Origin of the sequence: uncultured Algibacter sp. (assembly GCF_963976535.1) — a bacterium.
In the GTDB taxonomy this organism is placed as follows: domain Bacteria; phylum Bacteroidota; class Bacteroidia; order Flavobacteriales; family Flavobacteriaceae; genus Algibacter_B.
The window spans coordinates 1-17,609 of record NZ_CAXBLF010000020.1; the positions used below are offsets into that span (position 1 = coordinate 1).

Genomic DNA, 17,609 nt, shown 5'->3' on the forward strand with positions numbered 1-17,609 from the left:
ACTAGTTAGCTTAATTATAGCGTTTTTTATTTTTGGAGGACATTGACTAAATAAATTAAGTCTAATAGATGCGATAAGTTGCTTTTGCTACTGCGGAAAATCACACTGGATAAACAATTTCTTTTATAAAATATTACAGGTCACAAAAAAAAGCCCATCTATATAGATGGGCTTCTGTAAAACTTTAAAGTATATGTATTAGATAACTTTTACGTTCACTGCATTTAATCCTTTGTTTCCTTCTTGAAGATCAAATTCAACTTGGTCGCCTTCGCGAATTTCGTCTACTAATCCTGAAATGTGTACAAAGTGATCTTTTTCTACGCCTTCTTCTGTGATAAATCCAAATCCTTTAGCGTCATTGAAAAATTTTACTGTTCCTTTACTCATTGTAATGTAATTTAATTTATAATACTTATTTAATTGCAAAGATGATGCCATTTTTTGACATACCACGCATTAATTGACTTATTTTTCAATTATTTCGATGATTAAATGTTATTGAACTCCTCTTTTTTGTAAGATTTACGAATTTGTAAATAGATTAGCAAGCAATACAGTAGCCATTAATTATCTTAAAAAACTAATATGTAGAAGTTTCTTCCTTGCCAAGTACAATATCTCTTTTAGCTTCGAACAAACCTTCTTTTTTATTGAGCTTAAGAATTCGATTAGGATTAGTTTGTTCAACTTTAGTGCGACATTTCCCTGTTAAAAGCGGGTCATCATCAAAAAGAAAAGTTTCAATTTTATATTCTGGCTTATTCGGCTCTTTAATTATAGGTAAAATTTGAGTTAACTCGTTTCCTAATATATATTTTCCAGGAACAAATGTGTAAAAGGTGTATTTGCCATCAGCATCCGTTTTTACCCAGCCTCTATGGCGAACATAACGCTTTTTGTTTTGTCTTTTTAATTCGAAATTTCCGCTTTCATCCGTATGATGAATAAATAGCATAACATTTTTTGCTGGAGTTATCCCATCACTTTCATAGATAGTTCCTGTAATTTTTAACTTTTGAGATCTAGACGCAAAATCTGGAATGGTATCTACATTATTCAGTTGCCTTTCAGAGTAATCGTAAATAGGACTACGTTTTTTGAAATTTTCAGGGATGTCATTCGCATCTTGTGCTTGAAGAAAATTAAAACTAATAAATAAACAAGCAAAACTTAGTAGGGTAATTAGATTTTTCATTTGGGAGTGTTTTTTTAATCCTCTCAAAACTAATTCACTACACGTCTTTTAAACAAAAAAATCGATTGAACTGTATAATTTCACGATGAATAGATGAAAAGCAAGCAATGAACAGAAAAATAGGTATTACTTTTCAAGCGATTCTACATGTCCAGTATATGAAATTGGAAACCTACCATTAGCTGTAAGCTGCATGTCACTTTTTAAATTAGGAAACAGTACAATATTTATTCTAAAATTTTCTGACTTGCCCCGAGCGCTGAATGAGATGGTATATCTATTATTCTTGCCTTTTACTACCTCATAATCTTCTAGCAATCCTTGTAATTGTATAGCACTGTCTGTTCCGCCATACCCAACATTCATTTGTCGCTCACCAAAATAGGGTAAATATGATGTAATACTATCACCAGAAATAGTCAAGAAATTTGAATTCCCTATTAAATTTATCGCATTAACTGAACTTCCAGCTGGTAATAAACCTGAGTTTACTATTTGTTGCATAGCATTTGTAACTTGAGGACGTGCCCAATCTGATTCTATTGTATAATTTTTATTTTCTACTAAGATTTCTAAAGTTTTAATTTGAGCATCACTGGCTTTAGACTTTGATGATTTACATGACAATGTCAATATAAAAATAAGTAAAGTAAAAAAAGCTAAAGGTTTCATCTTCTCTAAGGTATGCGTTGTAACTAAGTTATAAAATATTAGTTAACTAAGTGCTTAATAGACTGTTAAAAATAGAAAAATATTTATGATTGTGGATTCTTAACCTTTGTAGTAGCAATAATTAAAAACAAAAGAAACGCTAAAGTGATATAACTTATATAACTATAAGAGCCTAATGTTGTAAAGCAATAACTAAACAAACTAGGTGCAATAGCGCTGGCTATTACTAAAAAACTCATTACTTTTCCAGTTATAGCTCCTAAATACTTACGTCCGTAGTATCTTGGCCATGTAACTGCATTAACAACGGCAACCAGCCCTCCTAAAATACCTAAGCCAATTATTAAAAAATATACACCAATGGTATATGACAAAAACATTAAACCCAAAGATGCTAATACACCACTTGCTAGCATGATATATAAATAAATTTTATGGTGAATATAATCGCTAAGAATATTACAAAGTGTTGATACGGCAATAGCAATAATAGATATTGGTAGAAAAACAGCTATAGCTTGTGATTTTGTATACTCTTGACTTGCAAAAATAGAAACTACATGAAATGTAAAACCTGTTATAAAAAAACTATTAAAAGCTAATGTTAATCCTATCATCCAAAAAGCTCTTGTTTGTTTTGCTTGCTTTAAAGTGAAATTAGATTCAACTTTTTTAACCTCTATGATTATAGTTTTTTTATCATGTCCATCTGGTTTTAAATTAAAATCTTCTGGTTTATTTCTATAAAACTGTAAAACACAAAAACTAAAAATAAACAAGGAAATAGCTAGTATTTGCCAACTCATTTCCCATCCATGATTATCTATAAGTTTGTTTATTAAAATTGGTGAGCTAGAAAAACCTAATGATACACCAATGCTACTTATAGAGTTCACCTTTCCTCTGTTTTTATCAAACCAAATCATTATCATATTACGAGAAGACATGGTTAAAACCCCTTGGCCACAAAACCTAATAAAAAAGAATAATATGGTGATAAGTACAAAAGGCACAACCCAAGAATCAAATTGTGTTAATAGCTTTATGTGGTTACTTATATCTACAGAAATCGAAAATAAAAGCAGTGACAGTCCTAGAAATATAGTTGCAAAAAAAGCAACATATCTTGCTCCATATTCATCAAACAATACACCTGCTCTTGAAACAAAAAAAGCACTTAATAAAGTGCCAAACATATATGCGTTACTAAATTGATTTCTTGTTAATCCTAAGGCATCCTTAACCGGATCTGTAAAAACTGAAACCCCAACAGTTTGACCTGGAATACTTGCTAAAACACCAATGCTTCCAACAAAAAGTACCACATAGCCATAAAAAAAAGGCCATTTATTTGGATTAATTAAGGAAAACTTATTGTGATTTAACATATACTTTTATCAACTACCAATTGGGGTAACTGAATATTATTTAAAAGCTTATTTTAAAATTCTAGCAATTTCATTAAACCAATCTTCAATATTAGTCTCATTAGTATCAAGTGCTACGCTACCATTGCCATAAGACCCATAAACATTTCTTTTAGTTCTAGAGAAAAACCCAACAATAGGGGTTAGTGAAGCACTTGCTAGGTGCATAACGCCATTATCTGCAGAAACAAAAATGTTAGTGTTGTGAATAATGGCGCCCATTTCTCGAATATCTTGACTATAGAAATTTGGAGCCTTAAAATTGATTTTCGAGATATTCTCAATAGGGAGCATTTCAATAATGTTGAATTCAGGGTATTCTTTTAGTAACCTAGAATAAACCGTTTCCCACCATGTTTCAGAATAGCATTTATTACCTGTTGCGTTGGTATAAATACAAATGGTCTTCTTGTTATTACGAATAATGTCTTTTAATATGTTTTTTCCTTTAGAAATTTCTTCTTCACTTAATTTAATATCTAAAAGAGGTATTTCAGTAGTATTATATTCAATTCCTAATCTAGATAAATAGTGTCTTAAATTATAAATTGGATACTTTGAAATATGTTCATAATCATCATATTGCTGTTTAATGGTTTCATCAACATCACCAAAAACTTTAATTTTTGCTTTAGACATTTGCGTTAATAAACGTCCTGAAGATGAGTTTCTATCAGCATTTATAACCAAATCGTAAGTTTTTTGCTTGATAGAAATCCAACTTTTTGCATACTGAAATAAGTTGTTAAAAGGTTTTTTTGGGAGTTTAATAATCTTGTTAACTTGCTGGTAGTTTTCAAAAACGGGATGCGCTACACCGCCTTTTACAAATAAATCAATTTCACAACCTGGAAACATATTTATAACCTCTTGCACTAGCGGTGTTAATAATAATTGATTTCCTAGGCGATGATTTGGTCTTATAATTAACACTTTTTTTATATCAGAAATTTTAATTTCACCCTTTTTAGGTTCAGAGTAAGCGCTACCAACGTTTTTGGTAATGCTACGCATAATACTTCTTCTTATATTATTAATCCGGGTTTTAAATTTCATTTACTGGTAAAGTTTATGCTTTTAATCGAAAAGAATTCCTCGAGGCTCTGCCTCGGGGTTTCCGTTGAAATTGTCATTCCCGTGAAAACGGGAATCTAAATAACAGAATTTCGATTTTTGACCTTTTGTCAAAATGAAACCAGCGAAATACCTCTATGGCTCTGCCTCGAGGATAGTTGGTTTCAAGAAATTCTTTTATTGGTGTTCAAAAGTACAAAGATACTATGGCCTAGACAAGCATATTGAAACACGTGTTGAGATTAATTAAGGCATTAATAAATACTTTATTAGTCTACTTTAATGGCTTTAAAAAATAAGCTGAATTTGGGCTGAATTAAATCCTAGTATATTTAAAAAGGATTAGCTATTATATCTCGCTTTATATAGAACGTTTAAAATTAAACCTCCAATAATTAGCACAATTCCTAGAATACTCCAAAGCGTATAAACCTCATTAAAAATAAATAAACCGAATAGTACTGTAAAAATAACTTCAATATATTTTAACGGTGCTACTTGGTTTGTTGAAGCTATTTGAAACGCTTTAGTCATATATACCTGTCCGAAATAGCCAAAAACACCGAGAAGGAATAATAGTAACCATTCAACACCAACAGGATTTACCCAATTATTAATAGACAATACTCCGCCTACTATGGTTGCAATAATCATAAAGTAGTTTACAACGACTACAGGATGTTCACTTTTACCTATTTTACTGATGATGATGTAAACTAAACCACTAAAAACAGCTGCTAGCAAAACTAAAAATAAACCATAAGAATCTAAGTCACTATCAAATCCTTTTAAAATAACTACTCCAATAAAAGCCATTAAAAAGAAGCCCCATTGCACTGGTTTTATTCTTTCTTTTAATAAAATAACTGCAAAAATAGCCGCAAAGATTGGTGCTATATAACGTAAAGAAACCGCAGTACCTACAGATAAATATTTAATAGACATAAAGAAAAGAGTCATTGAAGTAACGCCAACTAACCCTCTTAAAATCAATAACTTATTGTTTTTTCCAATAATTGGGATTTTATTTTTTAATAAAAACCCGAAAGTAAAAAATAAAGAGCTTGCTGATCTGAAAAACACAATTTGAAATGGACTAACTTCACTTAAGTATTTAACAGTGGAATTCATACAAGCAAAAGCCAAAGTACTAATAAACATAAATTTTATAGCCTGCTTAACGTCCAATAGCTCTTGGTTTTAAAACACGTTTAGTATTTATAAAATAAACGCCAGTAAGCAAAACTACTGCTGCAATAATGGATTGTAATGAAATATGTTCATTTAAAACCCACCATCCTAAAATTAAAGCTATTATTGGATTTACATAAGTTGAAGTGGCTACTTTTTCTGGAGACACCTCTTTTAAAAGATAGTTAAACGATGTAAAGGCTATAATACTGCCGAAAACAATAAGTCCAATCATAGACCATTGTACCTCTGGCTGCCATGTATTTGGTAACGACCAAGGTTCATGCAATACCAAACTAATAATACCAAGCATAATACCGCCTGCAAGCATTTGATACCCTGTATTCACAAAAGAATTTTTTGGCAAATCGGCTTTTCCAACAAAAATACTAGCATAAGCCCAGCTTAGCATACAAACAAAAATTAAAACCATGCCTAAAATTTGACCTTCTTTATTTATAATTTCTTTCTGACTCACCAAAAGAAAGATGCCTATAAATCCCAAAATCACACCAATATAAGACATGAGTTTAATGCGTTTACCTTGAAATACACGCATCATTATAAGAATTACTAAAGGTTGTGCAGAAATTTCTAAAGCAGCAAAACCACTATCAATATATTTTAAGGCTAAAACAGCAAGTCCGTTACCCAGAGTTAAAAACAGAAATCCCGCAATTATGGCATTCAGCAATTTTTTTTTAGAAATTTTAAGGCTTATACCTAATGATTTTGCTATAATAAAAATGATCATACTAGCAATAAGAAACCTAACAGAAGCTAGAAAAAATGGAGGTAATTGTGAAACCGATATTTTATTCAATAAATAGGTAGATCCCCAAATAATATAAATAGAAAAAAAGGCTAATATGATTAGAACCGTTTTACGCGATACATTCATAATTAGCCTTTTGTATTATAAATTACTGGGGTTAAAAACCAGTATAAATATTATATTTTCTTTACTCTAACAGCATTCATGCCTTTTTGCCCACGCTCTAATTCGTAAGTTACTTTGTCGTTTTCCTCAATATCTTCAAGAGTTCCGCTAACATGAACAAAATATTTTTCTTGATTTATGCTATCTATAATAAAACCAAAACCTTTAGAATGGTCAAAGAAAGATACTTTACCTTCTTTGTTTACTGGTTCTTCATCTTCTCTATCTTCTTTCTTCGGGATTCCAAGCTCAATGCTTTCAGCCTCAACCTTTTCGCGCATTGCCGGGTCTGGTGGTGTATCGGTTAAATTACCGTTAAAATCTACATAAGCAAACTGAATACCTTGTGGGTTTTCTTTAGCTTCAGCTCTCCGAGCGTCTTTCTTCTTTTGCTTTTCCTCTCTCTTTTTTAAGCGTTTTTTTTCTTTTTCAATTTTGTTAAATGTGACCTGCGATTTTGCCATAGTTTAAATACTCCTACTGGGTTTTTTAAATTAATATGATGTAAAGATACATCTAATATTTATTATGTTATAATAATAATAGTATTCTGCTTAAAAATTAGTCTTTGGGCGTTACCCAAAAAAGGGTCGGGCTTTACGTTACAAGTCCTCGCTCGTACCTCGCTGTGGGCTTTCCACTGCAATCCCTAACGCAAATCGAGAGTACATCGCTATAAGACGCGCTACTGTAAATCCTTCTTCATTATTTCAGTATAATTTGATTTTAAATGTAAGTCCATTTGAGGAAAAGGTATAGCAACACTATTTTCAGTAAATTTCCGACTAATACTTCTACGTATATCACTTTTTACTTTACTTATTCGGAATATATTTCGACTAAAAAATAATACTTGAAAATCTAAAGATGAATTTCCAAAATTCACTAATCTCGCTTCAGTCGATTCACGGTCAGATATATCAGGATGATCAAATGCACATTCTTCCAAAATTTTTATAACTAAGTCTATATCACTTCCATAAGCAACACCAACATCAATTCTAAAGCGAGTCTTCATGGTCTGGTGGCTCCAGTTTATAACTTTATTAGTTGTAATTAATGAATTTGGAATTATAATAGAGACATCATCTCTATTTAAGGCCTTGGATGTTCGCAATCCAATACTTTGAATCTTAACTATATCACCATCTATGTCCAAGACATCATCTATTTTTATAGATTGTTCTGAAAGTAAAATTATTCCTGATATAACATCGTTAAATGTTTGCTGAAGTCCTAATCCTACCCCAACAAGTAAAGCCGCAGAACTAGCTATTAATACAGTAACTTTAACACCAATAGTTTCTAAAATAAGACCAATTGCAATGACCCAAATTACATATCTAATGATTTGAAATAAGGCATAAAGGCTCCCTTTGTCAATATTTTTAAACTTTCGTTTACGAAAAAGTGTTTTCTTAATTAACCATAATATTAATTTGGGAATCAGAAAAATTATTAAAATAGTCACTAATGTATAAACTCGAAAACTATTATCTCCAATACTAAAAAGCTCAAATTCCAAAAAGTTCATAAATGTATCCATCTTGTTCTTTTAATACCGTATGACTTAGACGGATATGAAATGTTTTAATATTAAATATCCGATGATAAACGAAGTTAGCTGAATTTTTTATAAAGCCAACCAAATAACCAATTAAACTTGGCTTCATCGCGTCTTTGCAGACAAAAGTAGATTCAAAAAATCCTAATCCTCAGGAGGAAAACCATGAATTTGTTCAAATACCTCGTCAAAATTTGTACGCAAATAAGAATTAAGTTTCTTTTTGTAATCGCCTTTAAGCCACTCCACAAAATTGAATGTGCTCTTACTAATACACTTACTATAACGCTGTATTCTAAAATCTACATCGTCACCAAGTTGCTTCGCTAATGCTAGCGCATCATAAACATCTTCGCTATTTTCTATACAAATTTTAGCATGTTGTTCTATAGACCGCAATAAAACTACTTTTGAAGATTCTCCTCCTCTTATAGAATCAACGTATGTTTTTTGAATATCAAAATGCACATCTTCAGATTTTGCAAACTCTGCACGTAAAGCATCTGGCATTTCATATCTAAAATTGCTTTCTAATTCTTCATCACTTAAAATAGCATCAAGATAATACGTTGGCGATTTAAAAATGCGCTGCCAATCTAAACCATCACCCCAAGGTCCGAATCTGTGGAAATTATTACCTAAATCAATAACCGAAAATGTTCTCTTATCTTTTAAAATACGAGATCCACGACCAATCATTTGGTAATAAAGTGTCAAAGACTTTGTAGCTCTGTTAAGGATAATACTATCAACAGTAGGTTCATCAAAACCAGTTGTTAAAATACTCACCGAAGTTAAAATGGCATCAGGTGTTTTCTTGAACCATTTTAGTATCATGGCGCGTTCTTTTTTTGTATTGGTATTATCCAAATGTGCTACAGGATAACCGGCTCTTCTAAACGTGTCATACACATGCAAAGAGGTGTTAATACCATTATTAAAAATTAAAGTCTTCTTTCCCTTTGCACGCTCTTCATACGCTTGTAACAATTTGGATAGCATATCGTTATCCGTATATAAGTCTTCCGATGATTTAACTGTATAATCACCATTTGCACCAACTACCAAAGAGGTTAATCCAACATTATAAGTAAACATTTCTGCTCGCGCTAAGAAGCCATTATCAATAAGCGACTCTATACTTTCTCCAACAATTAATTCATCATAATTGTCGGTCATTGGTAATTCAATACTCGAACTTAATGGTGTTGCAGTTACTCCTAAAATGAATGATTGACTAAAAAATTTGAATAGTTTGGTAAATGAGTTGTAGTGTGCCTCATCAATAATCACTAATCCAATATCAGAAATATCGAGCTTATCATCATTCAATCTGTTATTTAAGGTTTCAACCATCGCCACAAAACAACTGTATTCTGACTGATCACTTAAATCGGCCTTACTATCTACAACTTTATTATTAACACCAAATTCTGTAAGCATATTTGAAGTTTGCTTACATAACTCAATACGGTGTGTCATCACCAATACTTTCTTTTTATGGTGTTTTAAATACTGCCTTACTATTTCAGAGAAAATAACCGTTTTACCACCACCTGTAGGTAATTGATATAGCAAATGATAATCTTCAGGAGATTCCTCAAAAGCAGTAAAAATTTTATCAATAGCACCTTTTTGGTAACTATATAAATCTTTACCTTCTTTCCTTTCCTCTAATTCTAATTGAGCTTTTGTAATCTCCATACTTTAAATTTTGCAACGTGCAAAAATAACATCTTTAAAGGGTATTATAAGCATTATTAGTGTGAAATTATCCAAGTAATATTAACATTGCGAAAATTTATTCTTATGTTCGGAACAAGTTAATTTTAAAATAAGCATCTAAACTATTGAAGTACAAATCCTTTGAATTTATGAAATGAACTAAGCACTTGCATTTATACTTGAAATTGAAACGGTTGCATGTAGTTATATTTCTGACGGTGTTAATTAGTGTCTGGACGGAAACACAGCAAAATTAAATTTGTTTCTTTTTGCGCCCTTTCAGTTTATTTTTAATCGCTTGATACTAAGGCATCAACTCATAAAAACTAAACAAAAATGACATCAAAAATAATTCAAATTATAAAAATCGTCTGTTTCCGTCCAGACACTAATTATGAATTAACTTATAAACTCCTAGAAAACATAAATTAATATGGAAGACCTTAGTACATGACAAAAATTGATAATATATCGGATGTCAATCTGAGCGCAGTCGAAGACATTGGAAATATCGTATTCAAAAGCATTTCGACTGCGCTCAATGTGACACTTTTATATTTTTGTCATGTACTAAAATGGAAGACTATAAAAACACAAAGCATCTACATCTAAATAAGTGATGTTTTAAAATGAATTTATACATTTGTTTATCTTAATTTTATAATATGAAAATCTACAACAAATCTAGAGCAAAAGGTCATGTAGCAAACGAAAACAGGTATGATTCAATGACCTACAAACGCACTGGAAGAAGCGGTGTACTTTTACCTGCCATTTCTCTTGGTTTATGGCACAACTTTGGTTTTGTTGATGCTATTAAAAATGGAAGAGACATTTTAAGAACCGCTTTTGATTTAGGGATAACACATATAGATTTAGCCAATAATTACGGGCCTCCTCCTGGTTCTGCCGAAGAAAATTTTGGAACTATATTTAAACAAGACTTCAAACCTTACAGAGATGAATTGTTTATAGCTACAAAAGCAGGATATGTTATGTGGTCTGGACCTTATGGAGATTTTGGATCAAGAAAATATTTAATATCTAGTTTAGATCAAAGCTTAAAACGTATGGGATTAGATTATGTTGATATTTTCTATCATCACAGACCAGACCCAGATACACCTCTAGAGGAGACTATGGGCGCATTGGCAGATATTGTACGTCAAGGAAAAGCCTTATATGTTGGTATTTCAAATTACGGTTCTGAGGATACTCAAAAGGCTGCTAAACTATTAAAAGAATTAAATGTTCCTTTTATTTTGCATCAAGCCAGATATTCCATGTTTGATCGTTGGGTTGAAGATGGTCTTTTAGATACTTTAGAAAACAATGGTTTGGGATGTATAGCGTTTTCACCATTAGCACAAGGCATGCTTACCGATAAATATTTAAAGGGTATTCCTAAAAACTCTAGAGCGGGAAATGATTCAATTTTTTTGAATGCTGAAACTGTTCAATCTAACATTGAAAAAATACATAGCTTAAATACTATGGCTCAAAGACGTGGGCAAAAGCTATCTCAAATGGCTATTTCATGGATATTAAGACAACCACAAGTAGCATCAGTATTAGTTGGAGCAAGTTCTTCTAATCAATTAAAAGAAAACGTAAAAGCTTTGGATTGTTTAGATTTTTCTGAAGATGAACTGAAGTTTATTGATGGGATAATTTCTTAAAAAACTACTCTTTAACAACAATAATAGTAGCCTTAACACCCGTGGCTAGATTCCAACGGTTTTGAGATATAACTATTCCAGAATCATCGATAACTTTAAATTCTGCGGTGTTGGGACCAGATTCTCCTTGGTTTAATGCTAAAAAGTCAATTTTATTAAACCCTTTTTTAAGATCTAACTTAAAGCCCTTAAAACCTCCAGTAAGAAAAACTCTTGCATGTGTAATATCATCATTCACTCTTACTTGTATAATATCACCATCAGTATAACCATGGTCTCTATAAACAACGTTCACAAATATTGAAGTGGTTTTAAAATCACCAAAATACTGATCTATTGTACTCCCATTTCTTAAAGCCACCTCTTTTTCGCTAAGCTTCAAGTTCTCCAAATTTTTATTTACTTGCTTCATATAAAGTTCTCCCGGGTTTCCAAACTCTTCTTTTGGAAACATAGATAATTCTTTTTTAGGCAACTCAAGTGAAAGAGCTACTTTTGGTCTATTCATTCCAAAAGCGTTGTTTTCTTTTATGGGTTTTGATGGTTTTAACGGAGTAATATCAGCTGAATCCTTTTTGCTTTCAACAGCGGGAATAGAAATAGATTTCTTTTTACTATCTATTTGTGAGTAAATAGATAACGTTAGGAACATAAAAAAAAGAAATAATATATAAGATTTCATTAAGCTTATCTAAAAAATATAATTTTGTTCTTAGTGGTATTTATTCTTCAAAGATATTTCTTTCCTAGAAATACAACCATGTTAAACTGATTATTTAATATCTGTTTAACAATAACCGTTCCTAAAACATACAATCAATACTCTTTTCTATGTCACTCCTACCTTAAATTGTTAAAATTTGTTAATTTATTACTTTGTTATACATAGTACTGTAACAAAATTTATTTATAGTCGTCTATCTAGTATAATCAAATAAAAACAATATATAATTATTCATTAATCAAAATCAAAAATTATGAGAACTTTAAACAACAATCAATTATCAGGAACTTTAAACGGAACCAAAAGTAACCAATGGAACACTAAAAGACGTTATAGATAAATAGCATCTTTTAAAACCAAAACTTTCACTAATCCATTTTAATCAATCAAATCAAAAATTATGAGAACTTTAAACAACAATCAATTATCAGGAACTTTAAACGGAACCAAAAGTAACCAATGGAACACTAAAAGACGTCACAGATAAGTAACGTCTTTTAGGCTCCAAATCTTTCATCAATCTTTTTTAATCAATCAAAAAAATGAAATCAATCATCAAAATATCTAGACATCTAAATAACATTACTCAAGAAAATTTATTGATTAGCAAACGCATCATAGATTTTCGAACTTCAAACACAGGACTTTGGAAAGGCACTAAGCGATACGCTCACTAATCTGATATGCTTATAATTACGGTACTGTTTTTGTGAAAGATAATTCATATTAACATACAACCCATATCATATATTAGATAATCTATTACATATTAAAACTACTTCAAAATATATCGCTACACTACTTTTTTAAGTTTAAACGTAGCGATGCTATGATGAAACTTATAAAAAGTCATATTTTATTGAAGTTTTAATCTTCATAACGGCTCTCTAAGACATAATATGGCTTAAAAACTATAATTATGAGACACTCAAAATTAGTACCCGAAGTAAATGCGGGGTCTATGGCAGACATCGCATTTTTATTACTCATTTTCTTTTTAGTAACCGCCACAATTTCTTCAGACCAAGGCATTAACAGATTGCTTCCCAGAGCATGTCCTCTAGGAATGGATTGTTCTAACGATGTGAATGAGCGTAACATTTTGCGAATCGTGATTAACAACAATGATGAAATTATGATAGAAGATGAAATCATTCCTCTTGAAAACCTTAAAAACATTGCTAAGACCTTTTTAGACAACAATGGAGACAGTAGTTGTGGATATTGTTTAGGTGCAAAAGATGCTAAATCATCTGACAATCCTATAGAAGCGGTAGTGTCATTACAAAATGGAAAACAAACTACTTACAAAACCTTTATCGCTGTTCAAAATGAATTAACGAAAGCGTATTATGAATTACGACAAGCCTATAGTTTAAAAGTATTGCATAAACCTACAGATAAGTTAACAAAAGAAGAAATGAAGATTATAAAAGAGGCCTATCCGTTTATCCTTTCGGAAGCTGAAACGAAGTAAATTATTTGGATTATTTTGGTATTACAACGGCAACCTTAGTAGCTCAATAATCTTTTAGAATACCGTATTCAATGCGCAGGCGTTTTCTGCCCCATTGTTTTGCAGCTTTTACATCCATACCCATGTAAATATCAATTCGGGATTTCCATCTATAATGCATTTTATCTTTAACTAAATATATCCCTTCAAGACCTTCAATCTTAACAGGGGTATTATGTTTTAATCCAAGTTTCAACAAATCTCTAGAAACAGCAATATATTTTAAACCAGGTTTTAAACTATCACCAAATGCTGTGATATGTGGATTTGAATTGGTTTGGTTTGCTAAGGAATTATACGCAGTAGCCGTAACATTAAGAGCGTTCCATTTATATAACTCTTTAGGTTTTTCTTTGCAACTAAAACCAAACAATAGTATTATAAATATAATTAAACGCATAGATTAAATATACGAATATTACTCCAATCAATTATTTAAGCGTATTTTGCCTCATCACAAGATTAATCACTTTATACAAAATAAATGAAACATTATATTTTTATTTTTTGCATTTTATTATCTTTTTCTTCTTGTAAAAATGAATCCAGATCAACTGAAAACGCAATGAAAATTAACGATTCTATATCACTTATTGAACGCGCAAAAACAATTCACGACCGTGTAATTACTTTAGATACACATTGCGATATTAATATTAATAATTTTACAGATTCTATAAATTATACACAGGATTTAGATACTCAAATAACATTACCAAAAATGAAATCTGGCGGATTAGACGTGGCTTGGTTTATTGTTTATACTGGGCAAGATTCGCTAACAGATGAAGGCTATAAAAAAGCCTACAAGAACGCCATATCCAAGTTTGATGCTATTCATAAATTAGTCACAGAAATAGCACCAAATGATATTGAATTGGCTACAACATCTGAAGACGTAAAACGTATTGCCAAATCTGGAAAAAAAGTGGCTATGATTGGTATTGAAAATGGATATCCTGTTGGGCTAGATATTAAAAATGTTGAAAAATTTTATAATCTCGGTGCACGTTATATGTCGTTAGCTCACAACGGTCATAGCCAATTATCTGACAGTAATACTGGTGAAGCAGATGATATTTGGTTACACGATGGTTTAAGTGATTTCGGAAAAGAAGTTATTAAAGAAATGAATCGCTTGGGGATGATGATTGATGTGTCTCATCCATCAAAAGAAGCCATGAAACAAATGATTACATTGAGTAAAGCGCCCATTATAGCATCACACTCCTCGGCCAGAGCCTTATGCGATCATAGTAGAAATTTGGATGATGAACAATTAGAATTGATTAAAGAAAATGGAGGTGTTGTTCAAACTGTTGCTTTTCAAGCGTATTTAAATACTGAAAAATATGAAGCGAGAAATAAAAAATTACGTTCTATTAGAATTAAAATAGCCGATTCTTTAGGGGCTAAATGGTATGATACCAAGGAACGACTGTTGCTAAGTAATGAGGAAAAAGAAAAATTTTATAGTGTTAGAGGAAAAATAAAGAAGCTTGCCGATATGGAAGCAAGTAAATTGGATGATATTCCTCCTATGGTTAATGTTTCAGATTTTGTAAATCATATTGATTATTTAGTCCAAAAAATAGGTATTGAACATGTTGGGATAAGTAGTGATTTTGATGGTGGTGGTGGTATTGGAGGCTGGAGTGATGCTTCGGAGACTTTTAACGTCACTTTAGAGCTTGTAAAACGAGGCTATACAGAAGATGAGATAGACATGTTATGGAGTGGTAATTTACTTCGTGTTTTGGATGAAGTCGATGCTGTAGCACAAACTTTGAATTAATACGCCAACAATTCTTTTAAAGCGGTTTTAAATTTATTTTTTGGAAGATATTGTTGCTCTAATTGGCTTGTAAAAGGAATTGGTGTTTCCATACTTGCAACACGCTTAACCGGCGCATCTAAATATTTAAAACAATGTTCCATAATTCCAGCTGAAATATCACTGGAAATACTGCCAAATAAAGAATCTTCCTGAAGAATAATAGCTTTTCCAGTTTTTATAACGGACTCATAAATAGTTTCAACATCTAATGGCTGAAGCGTTCTCAAATCAATCATATCCGCTGAGACTTCAGGGTTATTATCTAGCGTCTCTAAAGCCCAATGTACCGCAGCCCCATAGGATATAATAGTTATCTCATTACCTGTTCTTAAAAGTGATGCTTTCCCAAAAGGTAATGTGTAATAATCCATAGGAATATCTTGACGCATGCTTCTGTATAAGCCTTTATGCTCAAAGAATAATACAGGATTTGGATCATTAATTGCAGTGTTTAATAAGCCTTTAGCATCATACGGAAACGCTGGATAAACCACTTTTAGTCCTGGGGTTTTAGTAAACCAAGCTTCATTAGTTTGCGAGTGAAACGGACCAGCTGCCATACCTCCACCACAAGGCATTCTTATAACAACATCAGCATTTTGGTTCCATCTATAATAGGACTTAGCCAAATAATTTACAACAGGATTAAAGCCAGAACTCACAAAATCTGCGAATTGCATTTCAACAACACTTTTAATTCCTGCTATGGATAATCCCATGGCTGCTTCAACAATAGCAGATTCACAAATGGGTGTGTTTCTCACTCTATCCTTTCCAAATTGTTCTACAAAACCATCAGTAATTTTAAATGCTCCTCCATATTCAGCGATATCTTGTCCCATAATGACCAAATCAGAATGTTTCTCCATACTCTGTTTTAAACCATTTGAAATGGCATCAATAAAACGAACTTCTTCTAAATTTGAATTATTTATAACGTCTTGATATTCAATTGTTTTATATACATCATTTAATTCTTCCGTTTCATTAGGAATAATATCATCTTCATTAAAAGCAACCTCTAAATGTTCATTAATTTCGTGCACAATAGAGGCTTTAATTGAGACTTCATCTTCTTCAGTCAGAATATTATTCTCCATTAAAAATGCCTGAAAATTCATTAAGGGATCTTTAGCCGCCCAAGTATCCATCAATTCTTGCGGTACATATTTAGTGCCACTAGCCTCTTCATGCCCGCGCATTCTAAAGGTTTTAAATTCAAGTAAAATAGGCCTAGGATTTTTTCGAATATCGTCAGCTAACTGGCTAACCGTAGTATACACTTCAATAATATTATTTCCATCAATAATATGAGATTCCATACCATAACCTAAACCTTTATCTACAATGTCTTTGCAGTTATATTGTTCATTTGTAGGCGTTGATAAACCGTAACCATTATTTTCAACACAAAACAAAACTGGTAGTTTCCATACCGATGCTACATTTAAAGCTTCATGAAAATCGCCTTCGCTAGTTGCTCCTTCACCTGTAAAAACAGCAGTAACTTGGTTTTTATTTTTCAATTTTGAAGCTAAAGCTATACCATCAGCAACACCTAACTGAGGACCTAAATGCGAAATCATGCCCACAATTTTATATTGCTGTGTTCCAAAATGAAATGATCTATCTCTACCTTTAGTAAATCCAGATGCTTTGCCTTGCCATTGCCCAAACAACCTATACAAAGGAATATGTCTGGTTGTAAAAACACCCAAATTTCTGTGCATTGGCAAAATGTAATCATCATCATTCATAGCCATGGTAACACCAACTGAGATAGCCTCTTGACCAATACCAGAAAACCATTTACTTATTTTTCCTTGCCTCAGTAAAATAAGCATCTTCTCCTCTATCAATCTGGGTTTCAGCATATTTCTATATAATGACAGAAGCGTTTCTGATTCTAATCCTTTACTGATGTAATTTATGTTAGATGAAGTTTTTGTTACTTTCATAAAAAATGGCGTATTTCATTATCAAATATACTATAATTAGTATTTATTAATCAAAAAAAATGCACATAACTCAGTATAAATAACTTTGAATGTTTTTGTACATT

General features: G+C 31.6%; 17 protein-coding genes. 4 read left to right on the forward strand and 13 right to left on the reverse strand.

Annotation, left to right across the window (positions count from 1 at the left end; all coding sequences use genetic code 11):
* Positions 1-198: 198 nt before the first annotated feature.
* The 10 genes from AAC024_RS07480 to AAC024_RS07525 all read right to left on the reverse strand — a co-directional run bounded on the left by AAC024_RS07480 (position 199) and on the right by AAC024_RS07525 (position 9,770).
* Complete coding sequence (locus AAC024_RS07480; protein WP_203253448.1) at positions 199-390, reverse strand: cold-shock protein; 192 nt, start codon at positions 388-390, stop codon at positions 199-201.
* Positions 391-583: 193 nt separating this feature from the next.
* Complete coding sequence (locus tag AAC024_RS07485; protein WP_339894664.1) at positions 584-1,198, reverse strand: hypothetical protein; 615 nt, start codon at positions 1,196-1,198, stop codon at positions 584-586.
* Between the two features lie 126 nt (positions 1,199-1,324).
* Positions 1,325-1,870 carry a DUF4251 domain-containing protein gene (locus tag AAC024_RS07490; RefSeq protein WP_339894665.1) on the reverse strand — a complete coding sequence of 182 codons (546 nt, stop codon included), beginning with the start codon at positions 1,868-1,870 and terminating at the stop codon, positions 1,325-1,327.
* Positions 1,871-1,953: 83 nt separating this feature from the next.
* A complete protein-coding gene (locus AAC024_RS07495) occupies positions 1,954-3,258 on the reverse strand; it encodes an MFS transporter (RefSeq protein WP_339894666.1) in 1,305 nt (434 codons plus the stop codon).
* A gap of 48 nt (positions 3,259-3,306) precedes the next feature.
* Positions 3,307-4,353: a glycosyltransferase family 9 protein gene (locus tag AAC024_RS07500; RefSeq protein WP_339894667.1), complete on the reverse strand. Its 1,047-nt coding sequence runs from the start codon at positions 4,351-4,353 to the stop codon at positions 3,307-3,309.
* Between the two features lie 360 nt (positions 4,354-4,713).
* A complete protein-coding gene (locus tag AAC024_RS07505; RefSeq protein WP_339894668.1) occupies positions 4,714-5,532 on the reverse strand; it encodes a DMT family transporter in 819 nt (272 codons plus the stop codon).
* A gap of 16 nt (positions 5,533-5,548) precedes the next feature.
* Positions 5,549-6,463: an EamA family transporter gene (locus AAC024_RS07510; RefSeq protein ID WP_339894669.1), complete on the reverse strand. Its 915-nt coding sequence runs from the start codon at positions 6,461-6,463 to the stop codon at positions 5,549-5,551.
* A gap of 50 nt (positions 6,464-6,513) precedes the next feature.
* Positions 6,514-6,966 (reverse strand): cold shock domain-containing protein, encoded by a 453-nt coding sequence (locus AAC024_RS07515; RefSeq protein ID WP_339894670.1) that lies wholly within the window; start codon positions 6,964-6,966, stop codon positions 6,514-6,516.
* A gap of 221 nt (positions 6,967-7,187) precedes the next feature.
* On the reverse strand, positions 7,188-8,048 hold the full coding sequence (locus AAC024_RS07520; protein ID WP_339894671.1) for a mechanosensitive ion channel domain-containing protein: 861 nt from the start codon (positions 8,046-8,048) through the stop codon (positions 7,188-7,190).
* Positions 8,049-8,210: 162 nt separating this feature from the next.
* Positions 8,211-9,770, reverse strand: a complete 1,560-nt coding sequence (locus AAC024_RS07525; protein ID WP_339894672.1) for a DEAD/DEAH box helicase family protein — start codon at positions 9,768-9,770, stop codon at positions 8,211-8,213.
* 686 nt (positions 9,771-10,456) lie between these two features.
* Here AAC024_RS07525 and mgrA point away from each other — a divergent pair.
* The gene (gene mgrA, locus AAC024_RS07530) at positions 10,457-11,470 is read left to right on the forward strand and encodes an L-glyceraldehyde 3-phosphate reductase (RefSeq protein WP_339894673.1); all 1,014 of its coding nucleotides are present in this window, start codon (positions 10,457-10,459) and stop codon (positions 11,468-11,470) included.
* Between the two features lie 4 nt (positions 11,471-11,474).
* On the opposite strand, the gene AAC024_RS07535 is transcribed toward mgrA, so the two are convergent.
* On the reverse strand, positions 11,475-12,152 hold the full coding sequence (locus tag AAC024_RS07535; RefSeq protein ID WP_339894674.1) for a hypothetical protein: 678 nt from the start codon (positions 12,150-12,152) through the stop codon (positions 11,475-11,477).
* A 584-nt stretch (positions 12,153-12,736) separates the two neighbouring features.
* Between AAC024_RS07535 and AAC024_RS07540 the strand changes: the two genes are divergently transcribed.
* Both AAC024_RS07540 and AAC024_RS07545 read left to right on the forward strand, forming a co-directional pair.
* Positions 12,737-12,871 (forward strand): hypothetical protein, encoded by a 135-nt coding sequence (locus AAC024_RS07540; protein WP_339894675.1) that lies wholly within the window; start codon positions 12,737-12,739, stop codon positions 12,869-12,871.
* Positions 12,872-13,113: 242 nt separating this feature from the next.
* Complete coding sequence (locus AAC024_RS07545; protein WP_339894676.1) at positions 13,114-13,671, forward strand: biopolymer transporter ExbD; 558 nt, start codon at positions 13,114-13,116, stop codon at positions 13,669-13,671.
* 43 nt (positions 13,672-13,714) lie between these two features.
* On the opposite strand, the gene AAC024_RS07550 is transcribed toward AAC024_RS07545, so the two are convergent.
* The gene (locus AAC024_RS07550) at positions 13,715-14,110 is read right to left on the reverse strand and encodes a hypothetical protein (RefSeq protein ID WP_339894677.1); all 396 of its coding nucleotides are present in this window, start codon (positions 14,108-14,110) and stop codon (positions 13,715-13,717) included.
* Positions 14,111-14,275: 165 nt separating this feature from the next.
* Between AAC024_RS07550 and AAC024_RS07555 the strand changes: the two genes are divergently transcribed.
* Positions 14,276-15,505, forward strand: coding sequence for a dipeptidase (locus tag AAC024_RS07555; RefSeq protein ID WP_339894678.1), 1,230 nt, complete (start codon positions 14,276-14,278; stop codon positions 15,503-15,505).
* Here the strand turns inward: AAC024_RS07555 and AAC024_RS07560 are convergent.
* A complete protein-coding gene (locus AAC024_RS07560; protein ID WP_339894679.1) occupies positions 15,502-17,505 on the reverse strand; it encodes a dehydrogenase E1 component subunit alpha/beta in 2,004 nt (667 codons plus the stop codon). The two genes, AAC024_RS07555 and AAC024_RS07560, sit on opposite strands and share 4 nt — an antisense overlap.
* Positions 17,506-17,609 lie beyond the last annotated feature (104 nt).